Raw genomic sequence first — 17,567 nt, 5'->3', positions numbered from 1 at the left:
GTGGTAGGGCTGGTTGGACTCGAACCAACGACCCCCGCGTTATCAACACGGTGCTCTAACCAGCTGAGCTACAGCCCCGAAAACTCTTCTCGTTTAACTTTTGAACAGTCGATAAGCGTAGGCGCTTGATGCTGAGCTTTCGCTCCAGTGCCACTCTAGAAAGGAGGTGATCCAGCCGCACCTTCCGATACGGCTACCTTGTTACGACTTCACCCCAGTCACGAATCCTACCGTGGTAAGCGCCCTCCTTGCGGTTAAGCTACCTACTTCTGGTAAAACCCGCTCCCATGGTGTGACGGGCGGTGTGTACAAGACCCGGGAACGTATTCACCGCGACATGCTGATCCGCGATTACTAGCGATTCCAACTTCACGCAGTCGAGTTGCAGACTGCGATCCGGACTACGATACACTTTCTGGGATTAGCTCCCCCTCGCGGGTTGGCGGCCCTCTGTATGTACCATTGTATGACGTGTGAAGCCCTACCCATAAGGGCCATGAGGACTTGACGTCATCCCCACCTTCCTCCGGTTTGTCACCGGCAGTCTCATTAGAGTGCTCAACTGAATGTAGCAACTAATGACAAGGGTTGCGCTCGTTGCGGGACTTAACCCAACATCTCACGACACGAGCTGACGACAGCCATGCAGCACCTGTGTTCAGGCTCCCTTTCGGGCACTCCTCGATCTCTCGAGGATTCCTGACATGTCAAGGGTAGGTAAGGTTTTTCGCGTTGCATCGAATTAATCCACATCATCCACCGCTTGTGCGGGTCCCCGTCAATTCCTTTGAGTTTTAATCTTGCGACCGTACTCCCCAGGCGGTCTACTTCACGCGTTAGCTGCGTTACCAAGTCAATTAAGACCCGACAACTAGTAGACATCGTTTAGGGCGTGGACTACCAGGGTATCTAATCCTGTTTGCTCCCCACGCTTTCGTGCATGAGCGTCAGTCTTGACCCAGGGGGCTGCCTTCGCCATCGGTGTTCCTCCACATCTCTACGCATTTCACTGCTACACGTGGAATTCTACCCCCCTCTGCCAGACTCCAGCCTTGCAGTCTCCAACGCAATTCCCAGGTTGAGCCCGGGGATTTCACGTCAGACTTACAAAACCGCCTGCGCACGCTTTACGCCCAGTAATTCCGATTAACGCTTGCACCCTACGTATTACCGCGGCTGCTGGCACGTAGTTAGCCGGTGCTTATTCTTCAGGTACCGTCATTAGCCGAGGATATTAGCCTCAACCGTTTCTTCCCTGACAAAAGAGCTTTACAACCCGAAGGCCTTCTTCACTCACGCGGCATTGCTGGATCAGGCTTGCGCCCATTGTCCAAAATTCCCCACTGCTGCCTCCCGTAGGAGTCTGGGCCGTGTCTCAGTCCCAGTGTGGCTGGTCGTCCTCTCAGACCAGCTACTGATCGTCGCCTTGGTGAGCCTTTACCTCACCAACTAGCTAATCAGACATCGGCCGCTCCAAAAGCATGAGGTCCGAAGATCCCCCACTTTCTTCCGTAGAACGTATGCGGTATTAGCGTAACTTTCGCTACGTTATCCCCCACTTCTGGGTACGTTCCGATGTATTACTCACCCGTTCGCCACTCGCCGCCAGGTTGCCCCGCGCTGCCGTTCGACTTGCATGTGTAAAGCATGCCGCCAGCGTTCAATCTGAGCCAGGATCAAACTCTTCAGTTTAATCTCTGTTTTGTCATCCGCTTTCGCAGACAACGTGTCGCTCACTCAAAATACTGACCGTTACTCATTGCTGAGCAACGTATTTCTTTTGTGTGAACATTTGATAATTTAAGCATTCAGCAACCACTGACGCGGCTGCTGGCACTTCATCAAACGCCCACACTTATCGACTGTTGATTGTTAAAGAACTGTGTTCGGTACTGCCTTGCTGCGTTTGCGAATCGTTGTGTTCGTCAGCAGCAGAGAAGCGAGATTATGCAGTGTTTCGTTTAATCCGTCAACTCATCCTTTTCCGCAGTGTGCACTCGATGTTGAAGCTTTTTGGTGCGCTGCAGAAGCAGGGACCGAACTATAGCAAATCGGAGCGAAGGCCCGCAAGGGGCGCGATCCAGAATTTGCGGCGCCGGCACAACAGGCAGTCAAAAGCCCGGGCTGGCTGCGCCAGCCCGGGCAAAGGCTCCGTCAGGCAGCCTCGATTACAGACCGTCGAAATTCGGCTTGCGCTTTTCCAGGAAGGCCGCCATGCCCTCTTTCTGCGCCGGCGTGCCGAAGCCCGCATGGAAGAAACGTCGCTCATAGCGCACACCTTCGGTCAGCGTGGTTTCGAAAGCGCGGTTGACCGAATCCTTGATCTGCATGGCGACCGATACCGGCATCGCGGCGATGGTATTCGCCACCGCCAGCGCCTCTTCCATTACCTTGTCGGCCGGGACCACGCGCGATACCAGACCGGTACGCTCGGCTTCGGCCGCATCGATCATGCGGCAGGTCAGCAGCATGTCCATCGCCTTCGACTTGCCGATCGCGCGCGGCAGGCGCTGCGTACCGCCCGCACCCGGGGTCACGCCGACCTTGATTTCCGGCTGGCCGAATTTGGCGCTGTCCGCCGCGATCAGGAAGTCGCACATCATCGCCAGCTCGCAGCCGCCGCCCAGCGCATAGCCGGCGACGACGCCGATCACCGGCTTGCGCACATTCAGGATGTGTTCCCAGTTGCGCCCGATGTAGTTGCCGGGATAGGTATCGGCATAGGTGTAGTTCGCCATGGCGGCGATGTCGGCGCCTGCGGCGAACACCTTCTCGCTGCCGGTCAGGATGATGACGTTGACGGCCGGGTCGGCGTCGAATTTGTACAGCGCGTCGCCCAACTCGTTCATCATATTGTCGTTCAGGGCATTCATCGCCTTCGGACGGTTCAGGCGGATCACGACTACCTTGCCGTGATTCTCGATCAGCAGATCAGAATATTCCATGGGGCACCCTAAAAATAAGAAAATGAGAAGATAAACCGCGATTGTAGCGCCAGCGGTGGCAAAAAAGGCAAGGATGCTTTGCTATCATTGCGCTGTGCCCCCGATCACCTTCCTACGCAAACTATCCAGCGATGTCCAGCTGCGCAATCCCGATTTCCGCCGCTTCTGGTTCAGCAGCATCCTGAGCAACTTCGGCGCCCAGATCACGCTGCTGGCCCTGCCCATCTGCGCGGCCCTGCTGCTGCATGCGAGCCCGGCCCAGATGGGGACGCTGGCGGCGGTCGGCTCCCTGCCCTTCCTCCTGTTCGGGCTGCCGGTCGGGGTCCTGCTCGACCGCAGCCGGCGCCTGCCCGTCATGCTGTGCAGCGATGCGATGGTGGCGCTCAGTCTTGCGAGTGTGCCGATCGCCTGGTGGCACGGCTGGCTGACGATCCACTGGCTGTACGCGGTCGAGTTCGTGCTCGGCACCGGCTATGTGGTGGGCGGCGGCGCCGAGCAGATCTTCGTGACCTTTCTGGTCGGCCGCGCTGGTCTGATCGATGCGCAATCGAAGTTCGCGGCGACGGAATCGGCCTCGCGCCTGCTCGGCCCCGGCCTGGCGGGCATGCTCGTGCAGGCGCTGGGCGCGCCCTTCGCCATCCTCTGCAATGTGGCGGGCTTCTCGGTGTCGATCTGGAACCTGCGCCGCATCCGCGCGCGCGAGCCGCAGCCGACGCCGCCGGAGTCGCACGTCTTGCGCGACATGCTGGCCGGCCTGGCCTTCGTGTGGCGCCAGCCGGTACTGCGCCTGCTGGCCTGGACCTCGGCCTGCTGGCACCTGCTGTTCTACGGCTATACGGCGCTGTATGTGCTGTTCGCTACCCGCGTACTCGGGATGTCGCCGGGGATGATGGGTTCGGCCCAGATGCTGGGCGGGGCCGGCGTGCTGGCCAGCTCGGTGCTGCTCAAGCCCTTGAGCCGCCGTTTCGGTTCCGGCGGCACGGTCGCGATCGGGCTGTGCGCGTCGAGCATCGGCTTCGTGCTGATGCCGGCCATCCCGCGCGAGCTGTTCGGCAGCAGCATCGCCAGCGCGGCCGCCTACGCGGTGGTGGTGTTCTGGCTGGACTGCGGCGCCACCCTGTTCTTCCTGCCCTACCTCGCCCTGCGCCAGCGCGTCACGCCGGACGCCCTGCTGGGCCGGATGACCTCGACGATGCGCTTCCTGACGGTGGCCGTGGCGCCGCTGGGCGCGGCCGGGGCCGGATTGCTGGCGGAACGGATCGGCGTGCGCGGCGGACTGACAGTGGTGGCGGGCGGCGCCCTGCTGCTGACGGCGGGCACCTTGTTCGGCACCCGTCTGCACCGCATCCGGGCCTAGCAGGCCGCTCCTTCAGCGCGACGCCTGTACCGTGACCGGCCTGGGCAACAGTACCCAGAGCTGGCCGCGCTGCTTCATGCGCCCGGCATTCTCGGCCGCCTGGCCGCCAAAGCCGAAGAAGAAGTCGGCGCGCACGGCGCCGCGGATAGCGCCGCCGGTGTCCTGCCCCATCACCAGGCGCTGCACCGGTACGTCGCTGGACGGCTCGGTGGTCGACAGGAAGATCGGCGCGCCCAGCGGCAGGAAGGATGGGTCGATCGCCACCGAACGGCTCGGCGTGAGCGGCACGCCCAGCGCGCCCTTCGGACCGACGCTCGGATCCGGCAGGCGCTCCTCGCGGAAGAAGATATAGCTCGGATTGACATTGAAGAGTTCCTGGCGGCGCTCCGGATGGGCGGCGATCCAGGCCTTGATGCCCTGGGCCGAGGCCTCGCCGGCCGTCAGCTCTCCCTGCTCGACCAGCCAGCGCCCGATCGCCTTGTAGGGATGGCCGTTCTGGTCGGCGTAGGCGATGCGCACCGTATCGCCGGAATCGTCGAGCTGCACCCGGCCCGACCCCTGCACCTCGAGGAAGAAGGCTTCGACCGGGTCGTTCACCCAGACCAGCTCCTTGCCGGGCAGGCGCGCACGTTCGATCTCGGCGCGGCTGCCGTAGGGGACCACGGTCTTGCCGACCAGGCGACCGCGCAGGCGCATGCCCTTCAGGTTCGGATAGACGCTGGCCAGGTCGACGGTGACGAGATCGTCCGGCACCTTGTACAGCGGGGTCTGGTAGTCGCCGCCGCGCGTGCGCGAACCGTGCAGCATCGGTTCGTAGTAGCCGGTAATCAGGCCGCTGTCGGCGCCGTCGGCAGCACGCACCAGGTTGGGCACGAAATACGTTTCGAAATACTGGCGGATTGCCGCGCCGTCGCCGGCGTCAACCAGCTTCGCGGTGGCGCAGGGCGTCTTCCAGTCCGGCTTTCTCGCCAGTGCCCGGCAGGAGGCCAGATAGGCCGGCCAGGCCTGGCGCAGGTCGTCCTGCTGCCAGCCCGGCAGCAGGTCGAAGCTGACCGGCGTGAACAGCGGAGCGGGCGGCAGCTGCGAAGGCGCCGACGGCGCGGGTGCGGCCGGCGGCGGCATTTTTACCGGCGGCTGGGGCTGCGGTTTCGGCTGCGGTTTCGGCTGCGGTTTCGGCTGGGGCGCCGGCTGAGGCGGCGCCGTGGTGCAGGCGGCCAGGAAGGCGGCGATGGAAACCAACCCGGCAAGGCTGCGGGCGGGTACACTTCGACGTGTCGAAAACATAAGGGGCAGTGTGATGTGGATACTGGTATTGGAAGCGGGAGCGGCGCTGTTCCTGCTGATCTTCATCGTCTGGTGGACGATGTTCTCCGGGCGCAAGTAATCAGCGCACGCGCCGAGGGCCCGTTCAGTGCAGGGCGCGCGGCAGCGACAGCACGAATTCGGGGATCGTCACTTCGAAGCGGTGGCCATCCTCGGCCACGAAGAAGTATTCGCCCATCATCGAGCCCTGGGCCGTTTCCAGCTGGGTGCCGCTGGTGTATTCGAATTCCTCGCCGGGCTTGAGCAGCGGCTGGTGGCCAACCACGCCCAGGCCGCGCACTTCCTGCGTCTTGCCGCTGGCATCGGTGATCACCCAGTGGCGCGAGATCAGCTGGGCCGGCACGTCGCCGGTATTCTTGATCGTGATCGTGTAGGTAAACACGTGCAATGTCCGCTCGGGTTTGGACTGCTCGGGCAGGTATTGCGTCCTGACATTGATCGCGAAATCGTAAACGGCCATGGCTTTCCTTTTTTCTAAGACGCCATCATACAACGCTGGCGAAAAGCGCGGCGTCGTACAATAGCGCTCTTTTAGAATTGCAGACTTGCAGACCGCCATGACCACCTACCGCATCGCTCCCAGCATCCTGTCCGCCGACTTTGCCCGCCTGGGCGAGGAAGTACGCAATGTCGTCGCCGCCGGCGCCGACATCATCCACTTCGACGTGATGGACAACCACTATGTCCCGAACCTGACCATCGGCCCGATGGTGTGCCAGGCCATCCGTCCGCACGTACAGGTGCCGATCGACGTCCACCTGATGGTCAAGCCGGTCGACCGCCTCATCCCCGACTTCGCGAAAGCCGGCGCCGACATCATCACCTTCCACCCGGAAGCGTCCGAGCACATCGACCGCACGCTGCAGCTGATCCGCGATAACGGCTGCAAGGCCGGCCTGGTGTTCAACCCGGGCACGCCCCTGCACTACCTCGACCATGTGATGGACAAGATCGACATCATCCTGATCATGTCGGTCAACCCGGGCTTCGGCGGTCAGTCCTTCATTCCGGAAGCGCTGAAGAAGGTCGCCCAGGCGCGCCGCCTGATCGACGAATCGGGCCGCGACATCATGCTGGAGGTCGACGGCGGCATCAAGGCCGACAACATCGCCGCGGTGGCTGCCGCCGGCGCCGACACCTTCGTGGCCGGTTCCGCCATCTTCGGCAAGCCTGACTACAAGGCCGTGATCGACGCCATGCGCGCCGAACTGGCCGGCGTCGAGGCGCAATAATGCGGGCGGGCGCTGCGGCAATCCAGGCCGCCATCATCGACCTCGACGGCACCATGCTGCATACGGTGCCGGATTTCGAACTGGCGCTGAACGGCATGCGCGCGGACTTCGGCCTCGCCCCGATCGACCAGGCCACCATCGAACCGATGGTCGGCAAGGGCTCGGAAAAGCTGATCCGCGACGTGCTGGCCCTGGATATGGACGCCGCCCGCATCGACGCCGTGTTCGAGCAGGCCATGGCCGCCTACCAGCGGCACTACCTGGCCATCAACGGCGAGCGCGCCACCCTGTTCCCCGACGTGATCGAAGGCCTGCGCGCGCTGAAGGAACTGGGCCTGCGCCTGGCCTGCGTCACCAACAAGCCGATCTCCTTTACGCTGCCCCTGCTGGAGAAGAAGGGCCTGGCGCCGTGGTTCGAGCTGGTCTACGGCGGCGATTCGCTGCCGAGGAAAAAGCCGGATCCGCTGCCGCTGCAGCAGGTCTGCCGCGACTTCGACCTGGCGCCGGCAAGCGTGGTGGCGATCGGCGATTCGAGCAACGACGCCGAGGCGGCGCGGGCCGCCGGTTGCTTTGTGCTGACAGTTCCATATGGTTATAACCACGGAATGCCTGTGCAAAGTATTAATTCCGATGGTATAGTTGATTCGCTGCTCGATGCAGCGAAGCTGATATCTGTTCACAACAGCACGTCAAACTAACTTATCTATACATGTTTTTCACCAAAAAACACACCGTCAACCAAACCGGCGCCCTTGAGGCCTGGCTGTGGCGACGCTGGCAATCCTGGGCTGACTAAACCCGATTGATTGCTGCCGGCGCACGCTCCTGCGTGCAGAAACGCCGGCAGGTTTTTTGAAGAAAACGCCGTCCGACCTCCCTCCCCTCGGCCGGCCCGGAGAAAAGCATGACCGAACTCGAATTCAAATCGCTCGCCACGCAAGGCTATAACCGTATCCCCCTGATCGCGGAAGCATTCGCCGATCTCGAAACCCCGCTCACGCTGTACCTGAAACTGGCGCAGAGCCAGGACGCCGGCAGGAACACCTTCCTGCTGGAGTCGGTGGTCGGCGGCGAGCGCTTCGGGCGCTATTCCTTCATCGGCCTGCCGGCCAGGACCATCCTGCGCGCGACGCAGGACGGCAACGGCATCACCGTCGAGAAGAACGGCGAGATCGTCGAAACCCACCAGGGCAATCCGCTGGAGTTCATCGAGCAGTACCAGCAGCGCTTCAAGGTCGCGCTGCGTCCGGGAATGCCGCGCTTCTGCGGCGGCCTGGCCGGCTACTTCGGCTACGACACCGTGCGCCACATCGAGAAGAAACTGGCCGGCAAGGCGCCGAAGGACGAGCTGGGCCTGCCGGACATCCAGCTGATGCAGACCGAAGAGCTGGCCGTGATCGACAACCTGTCGGGCAAGCTCTACCTGATCGTCTACGCCGACCCGTCCCAGCCGGAAGCCTATGCGCGGGCGAAGCAGCGCCTGAAGGACCTGCGCGTGATGCTGCGCCGGAGCGTCGACGCGCCGGTGACGTCGTCCTCGGTCCGTACCGAAGCGGTGCGCGACTTCGGCAAGGAGGAATACCTGAAGGCGGTGGCGGTGGCCAAGGAATACGTGATGGCTGGCGACCTGATGCAGGTGCAGATCGGCCAGCGCATCCGCAAGCCCTACGTGGATTCGCCGCTGTCGCTGTACCGCGCGCTGCGTTCGCTGAACCCGTCGCCGTACATGTACTACTACAACTTCGGCGACATGCAGATCGTCGGCTCCTCGCCGGAGATCCTGGTCCGCAACGAACAGAATCCCGAAGGCGGCCGCAAGGTCACGCTGCGCCCGATCGCCGGAACCCGCCCGCGCGGCTCGACGCCGGAACGCGACGCCGAACTGGCCCACGAGCTGCTGAACGACCCGAAGGAGGTCGCCGAGCACGTGATGCTGATCGACCTGGCGCGCAACGACATCGGCCGCATCGCCAAGACCGGCACGGTGAAGGTCACCGACCAGATGGTCATCGAAAAATACTCGCACGTGCAGCACATCGTCTCGAACGTCGAGGGCGAGCTGAAGGAAGGCATGTCGAACCTGGACGTGCTGCGCGCCACCTTCCCGGCCGGCACCCTGACCGGCGCGCCGAAGGTGCGGGCGATGGAAGTCATCGACGAACTCGAGCCCGTGAAGCGCGGCATCTACGGCGGCGCCTGCGGCTACCTGTCCTTCGGCGGCGAGATGGACGTGGCGATCGCGATCCGCACCGGCGTGATCAAGGACGGCAACCTGTACGTGCAGGCGGCGGCAGGCATCGTGGCCGATTCCATCCCCGAGATGGAATGGCTGGAAACGGAAAACAAGGCGCGCGCCGTGCTGCGCGCGGCCGAGCAAGTGCAAGACGGACTGGATGGGGAGATCTGACATGCTGCTCATGATCGACAACTACGACTCGTTCACCTACAACATCGTGCAGTACTTCGGTGAGCTGGGCGAGGATGTGCGCACCGTGCGCAACGACGAGATCTCGCTGGAACAGATCGCCGACATGAACCCGGACCGCATCTGCATCTCGCCGGGCCCCAAGAGCCCGAAGGATGCCGGCGTGTCGGTCGAGGTCCTCAAGACATTCAAGGGCAGGAAGCCGATCCTCGGCGTGTGCCTGGGTCACCAGGCGATCGGCGAAGCTTTTGGGGGCAAGATCATCCGAGCCAAGCAGGTCATGCACGGCAAGACCTCGAAGATCGCCCACACCGGCGAAGGCGTGTTCAAGGGCCTGCCGAGCCCCTTCACCGTGATCCGCTACCACTCGCTGGCGATCGAACGCGCCTCGCTGCCGGCCTGCCTGGAAGTGACGGCATGGACCGACGACGGCGAAATCATGGGCGTGCGCCACAAGGAATTCGACATCGAGGGCGTGCAGTTCCACCCCGAGTCGATCCTGTCCGAACACGGCCACGCGATGCTGAAGAACTTCCTGGAGCGCTGAACATGATCACCCCGCAAGAAGCGCTCCTGCGCTGTATCGAACACCGCGAAATCTTCCACGACGAGATGCTGCACCTGTTCCGGCAGATCATGTCGGGCGAGATTTCCCCGACCATGGTCGCGGCGATTACCGTCGGCCTGCGCGTGAAGAAGGAAACCATCGGCGAGATCACCGCCGCGGCCCAGGTCATGCGCGAGTTCTCGACCAAGGTGCCGATGGCCGACACCACCAATCTGCTCGACATCGTCGGCACCGGCGGCGACGGCGCGCACACCTTCAATATCTCGACGGCGTCCATGTTCGTGGCCGCCGCCGCGGGCGCGCGCGTGGCCAAGCACGGCGGGCGCAGCGTGTCCTCGTCGAGCGGCAGCGCCGACCTGATCGAATCGCTGGGGGCCGAGATCGACCTGAAGCCCGAGCAGATCGCCCAGTCGATCGCCCAGACCGGCATCGGCTTCATGTTCGCGCCGAACCACCATGCGGCGATGAAGAACGTGGCGCCGGTGCGCCGCGAACTCGGCGTGCGCAGCATCTTCAACATCCTCGGCCCGCTGACCAACCCGGCCGGCGCGCCGAACATCCTGATGGGCGTGTTCCACCCCGACCTGGTCGGCATCCAGGTGCGCGTGCTGCAGCGCCTCGGCGCCGAACACGCGGTGGTGGTCTGGGGCCGCGACAACATGGACGAGGTCTCGCTGGGCGCCGGCACCATGGTCGGTGAACTGGTCAATGGCGAGATCCGCGAATACGAGATCCACCCGGAAGACTTCGGCCTGCAGATGATCGCCAGTCGCAACCTGAAGGTGGCCGACGCCGCCGAGTCGAAGCTGCGCGTGCTGGAAGCGCTGCGCGGCGAGCCCGGTCCGGCGCACGACATCGTGGCGCTGAACGCCGGCACCGCACTGTATGCGGCGGGCGTTGCCGCCTCGATCGAGGAAGGCCTGCAGAAGGCGCGCGCCGCCATCGCCTCGGGCGCTGCGCTGGCCAAGCTCGACCAGTTCGTGAGCGTCACGCGCCAGCTGGGCGCGGCGAACTGAGATGCTGGGCATCCACGACCTGCCGGTGTTCGTGCTGTCGGGGCTGCTGCTCAACATCCTGCCCGGCCCCGATTCGCTGCTGATCATGACCCGCAGCGCCACCCAGGGCTGGCGCGCCGGCAGCGCCGCTGCAATCGGTATCGGCGCCGGCACCTGCGTGCACATCCTGGCCGCTGCGCTGGGCCTGTCCGCGGTGCTGGCGGCATCAAGCACCGCCTTCACGGCGGTCAAGCTGCTCGGCGCGGCTTACATCTTGTGGATGGCGGTCGGCCTGCTGCGCGCTAAAAAGCATGAAGAAACAGCGGTGAAAGCAGCACCTATGCTGCCGCGCCTGCCCTACCGGAAAATCTTCGCCCAGGGCTTCCTCACGAATGTGCTGAACCCGAAGGTGGCGCTGTTCTTCCTGGCTTTCGTGCCGCAATTCATCCATGCCGATGCGCCGCACAAGGCCCTGGCCTTCATCGTCCTCGGCTGCATTTTCAATCTCAACGGCATGCTGTGGTGTAACGCGCTGGCCCTGTTCACGGCCCGCGCGAGTGCGCGCATCAAGCTCGCGCCAGCGGTGTCGCTGTGGCTCAGTCGCGCCACCGGCAGCCTGTTCGTCTGGCTCGGCGTCAAACTGGCGCTGTCGAAGCAATCCTGAAAGTCCCATCATGTCCGACATCCTGAACAAGATCCTGGCGGTGAAAGCCGACGAAGTCGCCGCCGCCAAAAAGCACCGCGACCTGTACAGCCTGCGCCGCGAAGTCGAAGGCGACAGCGAACTGCGCAGCAATCTGCGCGGCTTCGAGTCCAGCCTGCGCCGCAGCATCGACGCGGGACGCGCCGGCGTGATCGCCGAAGTGAAAAAAGCCTCGCCGTCGAAGGGCGTGCTGCGTCCCGACTTCCAGCCGGCCGCCATCGCCGAAAGTTATGCCAGGGGCGGCGCCTCCTGCCTGTCGGTGCTGACCGACGCACAGTTCTTCCAGGGCGCCGCCGACTACCTGAAACAGGCGCGCGCCGCCTGCGAGCTGCCGGTGATCCGCAAGGATTTCATGGTCGACCTGTACCAGGTGTACGAGGCGCGCGCGATGGGCGCCGATGCGATCCTCTTGATCGTCTCGGCCCTGGACCACGGCCTGATGGCGGAACTGGAAGCCTGTGCCCAGGAACTCGGCATGGATGTGCTGGTCGAAGTACATGACGGCGACGAGTTGAACGCTGCGCTGCGCCTCAAGACGAGGCTGCTGGGCATCAACAACCGCAACCTGCGCAGCTTCGAGGTCACGCTCGACACCACCATCGGCCTGCTGCCGAACATTCCGGCGGAGCGCCTGGTGGTCACCGAGTCCGGTATCCTGGCGCCGGCCGACGTCAAGCGCATGCGCGACGCCAACGTGCATGCCTTCCTGGTGGGCGAGGCCTTCATGCGCGCGCCCGATCCTGGCACGGAACTGCAACGTTTATTTGACTAGATCATGAAAACGATCATCCGCACGAGCCTGGTTCCCACGTTAATCGTTCTGGCAGGCTTGAGCGGATGCTCGAGCGTGACGACGGTGGCAGGTACCGTCGGCTCTTCCATAGAACGGGTCGCCGAAAAGATCGCGCATCCCTTCTCCCCCGCCCCCGCATCGAAGCCCGCTCCCGCCGGCCTCGACGACTACAAGACCCAGGTCGCCCAACACGTGGTGCAGCACAATCCCGAACGGAACTACAACGGCAAGCTGCCGCCAATGCTGCCGGCCATCGTGGTCCTCGAGATCACGGTGGACCGCAACGGCCAGCTGGAGGATGTGGCAGTACAGCGCTCACGCGATCCGGACGCGTCGCGGATCGCGCTCGACTCGATGCGGCGCAGCACGCCGCTGCCGCCACCGCTGCAGCTGGCAAAGGCAGGCGGCAAACTGAAATTCTCGGAAACCTTCCTGTTCGCGGACAGCAAGCGCTACCAGCTGCGCAGCCTGGCCGGGCCGCAGACTCCCGACTGATTCAGCTCGCGCTGGGCCGCGCGATCGTCGCCGCCCGGCGCGCACCCGCAGGCGCCACGCCGATGCTGACGACCGGCGCCACGCAGCCCTGCAGGGTCACGTCGAAGCGCATCAGCTCATCGCGGCGGAAGGCATGCACTTCGACGGCATCGTCGACGCGGTAGCGCGCGAACAGCTGGTCCAGGTTGGACGGGTTGCCGTTCACGCGCAGGCCATCCACCGCGATCACGATGTCGCCCGCCGACAGTCCGGCCCGGTGGGCCGCGCCGCCTTCGTGCACCTGGGTCAGCCTGGCGCCCAGCGGGTCGCGGCCGACGCCGACGTTCAGCGACGGCTTGCTGTTCTTGCGTTCGTCAAGGACCTTGACGGCGAAAGGCGCATACAGCTTGGCCAGCGGGATGTCGTCGGTGCCGCGCACATGGCGTTCGAAGAGAGGTTTCAGGCGCAGGCCACTGACCTCGTCGAACAGCGCCTCCACGTCCTTTTCCGTCACGCCGCGTCCGCTGCCGGAAGCGCCGGCGTAGAAATCACGGCCGTAACGCTCCCATAGCGCGCGCATCACGTCGTCCAGCGACTTCGCGCCGCCGGTCTTGGCGCGGATCGTCAGGTCGAAGGCCAGGCCGACCAGCGAACCCTTGGTGTAGTAGCTGATGATGGCGTTCGGCGCATTTTCGTCCTGGCGGTAGTACTTGGTCCAGGCGTCGAAGCTGGATTCCGCGATGCTCTGCTTGGTGCGGCCGCTGCCACGCCAGACACTGCCGACGGTCTTGCCGAGCAGCTTGAAATAAGTCGCTTCGCTGATGATGCCGCTGCGGACCAGCATCAGGTCGTCGTAATAGCTGGTGAAGCCTTCGAACAGCCACAGCAGCGGCGTGTAAGCCTCGACCTGCAGGTCGTAGGGCGCGAACACGGCCGGCTTGATGCGCTTGACGTTCCAGGTGTGGAAATACTCGTGGCTGCACAGGCCCAGGAAGGTGACGTAGCCTTCGCTGCGTTCGGCGGTCTTGGGCGCGGCGGTGGTCGGCAGGTCGTTGCGCGAGCAGATCAGGGCCGTCGAGGCGCGGTGTTCGAGGCCGCCGTAGCCGTCGCCCACCGCCATGGTCAGGAAGACGTAGCGGTCCATCGGCGCTTTTTTCGTCGCCGGCTCGAAGAAGGCGATCTGGGTTTCGCAGATGGCCTTCAGGTCCTGCTGCAGGCGCTCCATGTCCAGGTTGGGCACGCGGCCGGTAACCACGATGTCGTGCTGGATGCCGTGCGCCTTGAAGGAAGCCAGCGCGAAATCGCCCATCTCCACCGGATGGTCGATCAGGTCGTCATAGTCGGCGGCGATGTAGGTGCCGAAGCCGTAGCGCTTGGCGCCCAGTTCGGGCAGCGAAGTCGCCACCCGCCAATCGGAGGCGGCAGCGTCGCCCGGGCGCTGGATGTCGACCTGGTGCGGGCTCGCATCCTGGCCGAGCACGCGCAGGAACACGCTGGTGCCGTTGAAGAAGCCGTGGGTCTGGTCCAGGTGGGCGGCGCGCACCGACAGGTCCCAGGCGTACACCTCGTAGTGCAGCGTCAGCGGGCCGGCCACCGGCGCGGCGCGCCAGCTGTGCTTGTCGAGCTTGACCAGCTCGACCGGCTGGCCGCCCGATTCGGCGCGGATGCGCACGATGTTGCGCGCGAACTCGCGGATCATGTAGCTGCCCGGGATCCAGGCCGGCAGCGAGAACGCCTGCCCTTCCGCACTCGGTGCGGCAACCGTCACGGTGACATTGAACAGGTGTCCCGCCAGGTCCTTCGGCACGATGGTGTACTGGACCGCGGCCTGCTTCTTCTGATTGGTTTTTTTCATGGGTGTGAACAATCGCTCTCTTATTCGCCGTAGTGTAATCGCATTCTTCGGCAAGAGGGAGTTCGAACCGCTTACAAATCGGTAAGCTTGTCAATATCCCGGAAGATGCCGGGATCATCGACCGGCAGCTCGGTGACGGGACAGGTTTGCAGCAGGCGGCGCGCGCCCTGGTCCCCGCTCAGCGCCAGCAGCGCCTCCAGGTGGACGCGTCCGAAACCGACCGGATTGCCGCGCCGGCCGCCCATCACGGGGGCGGCGATCGGGCTGCCGGCGGCCAGCGCATCGGCCAGTGCCGTCAAAGTCGGCGGGGCCACATAAGGCATGTCGCCCAGCGCCACCAGCCAGGCCGCAGGGTCGTAGGAGAGAGAATGGCGCAGCGCGTGCACCAGCGAAGCCGCCATCCCGCTGTCCGCATCCGGGCAGACGCTCACCTCGCAGCCGGCGGCGGCCAGCAGCGCATTGACGCCGCCATCATCGGGCGGCACCACGGCAATCACCCTGGGAAGCACGGCGAGCAGCTTGCGCGCGCTGGCGACGACCACCGGCTCGCCGCCGGCTTGCGCCAATGGCTGGAGCAGCTTGTTGCGCTGCCCCAGCGGATCGAAACGGCGTCCCCTGCCCGCGGCCAGCAAGATACCGACGACAGGGGCGTGCATACGCTTAGGCCGCGGCCAGGTCGAACGGCAGCTTGCGCAGGCGCTTGCCGGTCAGCTTGAACAGGGCGTTGGCGAAGGCCGGCGCCAGCGGCGGCAGGCCGGGTTCGCCCAGGCCGGTCGGCGGCTCGTTCGACGGCACGATGTGCACCTCGACCTGCGGCATGTCGTTCATGCGCGCGACCGTGTAGTCGCCGAAGTTCTGCTGCTCGACCACGCCATCCTTCAGCGTGATCGCGGCGCCCGGCAGCGTGGTGCCCAGCGCCATCAGCGCGGCGCCCTGGATCTGGGCCTCGATGCTGAGCGGGTTCACGGCCAGGTTGCAGTGCACGCCGGCGGTCGCCTTGTGCAGGCGCGGCGTGCCGTCCTTGATCGAGGCCTCGACCACGTAGGCGACCACGGTGTTGAAGGACTCGTGCACGGCCACGCCCCAGGCATGTCCCTTCGGCAGGGTCTTCTTGCCGTAGCCGGACTTCGCCACCGCCAGGTCCAGCGCCGCATGGTGGCGCGCATGCTTCTTGTCGATCAGCTTCTTGCGGTAGGCGACCGGGTCCGCGCCGGCCGCATGCGCGGCCTCGTCGATTAGCGTCTCCATCACGAAGGCGGTGTGGGTCGAGCCCACCGAGCGCCACCACAGCACCGGCACGTTGGCGCGGGCAGAGTGGGCCGACAGGTTCATCGGCACGGCATACGGTTCGCCCATGCCTTCGACCATGGTGCTGTCCACGCCGTCCTTGATCATGAAGCCTTCGAAAGGCGTGCCGGCGGCGATCGACTGTCCCACGATGACGTGGTCCCAGGCCAGGATATTGCCCTGGCCGTCCAGCTTGAGGTCGGCGCGGTGCACGTGCGAAGGACGGTAGTAACCGCCCTTGATGTCGTCTTCGCGGCTCCAGATCATCTTCACCGGGCCGGCGTGGCCGGCCGCCTTGTAGGCCTTGGCGATGTTGACCGCCTCGACCACGAAGTCCGAGGTCGGCACCGCGCGCCGGCCGAAGCCGCCGCCCGCCATCATCGTGTGCAGGGTCACCTGCTCCGGCTTCAGGCCGGCCGTTTTCGCGGCAGCGGCCTGGTCGCCGGTCTGGAACTGCGAGCCGACCCACAGCGTGCAGGAATCAGGCTTCAGGTCGACCGTGCAGTTGATCGGCTCCATCGGCGCGTGCGCCAGGTAGGGGAATTCATACACCGCCGAGATGGTCTTCGCGACGCTGCCCGGCGTGGCGCTGCCCGCCGTGCGCGCGACCGCACCCTTGGTCTTCGACAGCTCGGTGAATTCGGCCAGCTGGGCGGCGGAATCGAGCTTGCCGACGCCGCCGGTATCCCATTCGACCAGCAGCGCATTGCGGCCCTGCTTGGCCGGCCAGTAGCCTTCGGCGATCACGGCGATGCCGCGCCCGCCGCGGTCCACCGGGATCTCCAGCACGTCGATCACGCCGCGGATCGCCTTGGCTTTCGAGGCATCGAACTTCGCCACCCTGGCACCGAACACCGGCGGGTGGGCCACCACGGCGACGGCCAGCTTGCCGCCTTCCGGCTTGAAGTCGAGGCCGAACTGCTGGCGGCCGCTGGACTTGGCGCGCGCATCCAGGCGCTTCATCGGCTTGCCGATGTAGCGGAACTGCTTCGCATCCTTCAGGGTGACGGCATCCGGCACCGGCTGCTTCATCGCGGCGTCGGCCAGCTGGCCGAAGCTCGCCTTCTGGCCCGCCGGGCCATGGACGATGCCCTTGGCGGTGCGGCACTGGGCCGGGCTGACTTTCCACTGCTCGGCGGCGGCGGCCACCAGCATCGCGCGGGCGCGGGCGCCGATTTCGCGGTACTGGGTGAAGGAGTGGGCGATGGTGCCGGAGCCACCGGTGATCTGCATGCCGAAGGCCGGGTCTTTATAGGCGTCGGCGGCCGGCGCCAGCTCGGCGCGTATCTGGCTCCAGTCGGCATCCAGCTCGTCGGCGATGACCATCGGCAGCGAGGTATGCACGCCCTGGCCGAATTCGAGACGGTTGACGATCACGGTGACGGTGTTGTCCGGCGCCACGCGCAGGAAGGCGTTCGGCGCATAGACGGCCGGCTTACCGGCATCGGCGGCGCGCGCCAGGCGGCCGCCGCCAGGCAGGAAGAAGCCCAGCACCAGGCCGCCGGAAGCGGCCGCGCCGGCCTTCAGGAAGCCGCGGCGCGAATTGACGGTGAACGCAGCCGTCGCGGCGCCGGGCAGGCCCGCGTTCTTGAACCAGGTTGGTCGCATGT

At 64.8% G+C, this 17,567-nt stretch carries 16 protein-coding genes, 1 tRNA gene and 1 rRNA gene; 10 read left to right on the top strand and 8 right to left on the bottom strand.

Annotated elements, in window-relative coordinates:
- Position 1: 1 nt before the first annotated feature.
- The 3 genes from AM586_RS18635 to AM586_RS18625 form a co-directional block, all read right to left on the bottom strand.
- Positions 2-78 (bottom strand) — tRNA-Ile (locus AM586_RS18635).
- 81 nt (positions 79-159) lie between these two features.
- Positions 160-1,692 (bottom strand): 16S ribosomal RNA (locus AM586_RS18630).
- A 476-nt stretch (positions 1,693-2,168) separates the two neighbouring features.
- Complete coding sequence (locus AM586_RS18625; protein ID WP_047826606.1) at positions 2,169-2,945, bottom strand: enoyl-CoA hydratase; 777 nt, start codon at positions 2,943-2,945, stop codon at positions 2,169-2,171.
- Positions 2,946-3,039: 94 nt separating this feature from the next.
- On the opposite strand from AM586_RS18625, the gene AM586_RS18620 reads away from it, so the two are divergent.
- Positions 3,040-4,302, top strand: coding sequence for an MFS transporter (locus tag AM586_RS18620; RefSeq protein ID WP_047826605.1), 1,263 nt, complete (start codon positions 3,040-3,042; stop codon positions 4,300-4,302).
- 12 nt (positions 4,303-4,314) lie between these two features.
- Here AM586_RS18620 and AM586_RS18615 read toward each other — a convergent pair whose 3' ends face one another.
- Complete coding sequence (locus tag AM586_RS18615; RefSeq protein ID WP_047826604.1) at positions 4,315-5,586, bottom strand: murein transglycosylase A; 1,272 nt, start codon at positions 5,584-5,586, stop codon at positions 4,315-4,317.
- Between AM586_RS18615 and AM586_RS28260 the strand changes: the two genes are divergently transcribed.
- On the top strand, positions 5,531-5,686 hold the full coding sequence (locus AM586_RS28260; protein WP_162600505.1) for a hypothetical protein: 156 nt from the start codon (positions 5,531-5,533) through the stop codon (positions 5,684-5,686). The two genes, AM586_RS18615 and AM586_RS28260, sit on opposite strands and share 56 nt — an antisense overlap.
- A gap of 24 nt (positions 5,687-5,710) precedes the next feature.
- On the opposite strand, the gene apaG is transcribed toward AM586_RS28260, so the two are convergent.
- On the bottom strand, positions 5,711-6,085 hold the full coding sequence (apaG, locus tag AM586_RS18610) for a Co2+/Mg2+ efflux protein ApaG (protein WP_047826603.1): 375 nt from the start codon (positions 6,083-6,085) through the stop codon (positions 5,711-5,713).
- 97 nt (positions 6,086-6,182) lie between these two features.
- Here apaG and rpe point away from each other — a divergent pair, with 97 nt between their 5' ends.
- The 8 genes from rpe to AM586_RS18570 all read left to right on the top strand — a co-directional run bounded on the left by rpe (position 6,183) and on the right by AM586_RS18570 (position 12,836).
- Positions 6,183-6,857: a ribulose-phosphate 3-epimerase gene (rpe, locus tag AM586_RS18605; RefSeq protein ID WP_047826602.1), complete on the top strand. Its 675-nt coding sequence runs from the start codon at positions 6,183-6,185 to the stop codon at positions 6,855-6,857.
- On the top strand, positions 6,857-7,555 hold the full coding sequence (locus tag AM586_RS18600; protein WP_047826601.1) for a phosphoglycolate phosphatase: 699 nt from the start codon (positions 6,857-6,859) through the stop codon (positions 7,553-7,555). Before rpe ends, AM586_RS18600 begins: the two co-directional genes overlap by 1 nt.
- Positions 7,556-7,761: 206 nt before the next feature.
- A complete protein-coding gene (gene trpE / locus AM586_RS18595) occupies positions 7,762-9,264 on the top strand; it encodes an anthranilate synthase component I (protein ID WP_047826600.1) in 1,503 nt (500 codons plus the stop codon).
- Between the two features lies 1 nt (position 9,265).
- Positions 9,266-9,829 carry an aminodeoxychorismate/anthranilate synthase component II gene (locus AM586_RS18590; RefSeq protein ID WP_047826599.1) on the top strand — a complete coding sequence of 188 codons (564 nt, stop codon included), beginning with the start codon at positions 9,266-9,268 and terminating at the stop codon, positions 9,827-9,829.
- A 2-nt stretch (positions 9,830-9,831) separates the two neighbouring features.
- On the top strand, positions 9,832-10,866 hold the full coding sequence (gene trpD / locus AM586_RS18585; RefSeq protein WP_047826598.1) for an anthranilate phosphoribosyltransferase: 1,035 nt from the start codon (positions 9,832-9,834) through the stop codon (positions 10,864-10,866).
- A gap of 1 nt (position 10,867) precedes the next feature.
- Complete coding sequence (locus tag AM586_RS18580; protein WP_047826597.1) at positions 10,868-11,509, top strand: LysE family translocator; 642 nt, start codon at positions 10,868-10,870, stop codon at positions 11,507-11,509.
- Between the two features lie 10 nt (positions 11,510-11,519).
- Positions 11,520-12,320: an indole-3-glycerol phosphate synthase TrpC gene (gene trpC / locus AM586_RS18575; protein ID WP_047826596.1), complete on the top strand. Its 801-nt coding sequence runs from the start codon at positions 11,520-11,522 to the stop codon at positions 12,318-12,320.
- Positions 12,321-12,395: 75 nt separating this feature from the next.
- A complete protein-coding gene (locus tag AM586_RS18570) occupies positions 12,396-12,836 on the top strand; it encodes a TonB C-terminal domain-containing protein (protein ID WP_052234468.1) in 441 nt (146 codons plus the stop codon).
- 1 nt (position 12,837) lies between these two features.
- On the opposite strand, the gene AM586_RS18565 is transcribed toward AM586_RS18570, so the two are convergent.
- The 3 genes from AM586_RS18565 to AM586_RS18555 all read right to left on the bottom strand — a co-directional run bounded on the left by AM586_RS18565 (position 12,838) and on the right by AM586_RS18555 (position 17,565).
- Entirely contained in the window at positions 12,838-14,670 is a 1,833-nt protein-coding gene (locus AM586_RS18565; RefSeq protein ID WP_047826595.1) for a M61 family metallopeptidase, read from the bottom strand.
- A gap of 71 nt (positions 14,671-14,741) precedes the next feature.
- Positions 14,742-15,326 (bottom strand): NTP transferase domain-containing protein, encoded by a 585-nt coding sequence (locus AM586_RS18560; protein ID WP_047826594.1) that lies wholly within the window; start codon positions 15,324-15,326, stop codon positions 14,742-14,744.
- A gap of 4 nt (positions 15,327-15,330) precedes the next feature.
- The gene (locus AM586_RS18555) at positions 15,331-17,565 is read right to left on the bottom strand and encodes a xanthine dehydrogenase family protein molybdopterin-binding subunit (protein ID WP_047826593.1); all 2,235 of its coding nucleotides are present in this window, start codon (positions 17,563-17,565) and stop codon (positions 15,331-15,333) included.
- Positions 17,566-17,567 lie beyond the last annotated feature (2 nt).

It is taken from the genome of Massilia sp. WG5 (assembly GCF_001412595.2).
Lineage (GTDB): Bacteria > Pseudomonadota > Gammaproteobacteria > Burkholderiales > Burkholderiaceae_D > Telluria.
The sequence above is the reverse complement of the archived record's forward strand: the minus strand, read 5'-3'. Positions and strand labels throughout refer to the sequence as shown.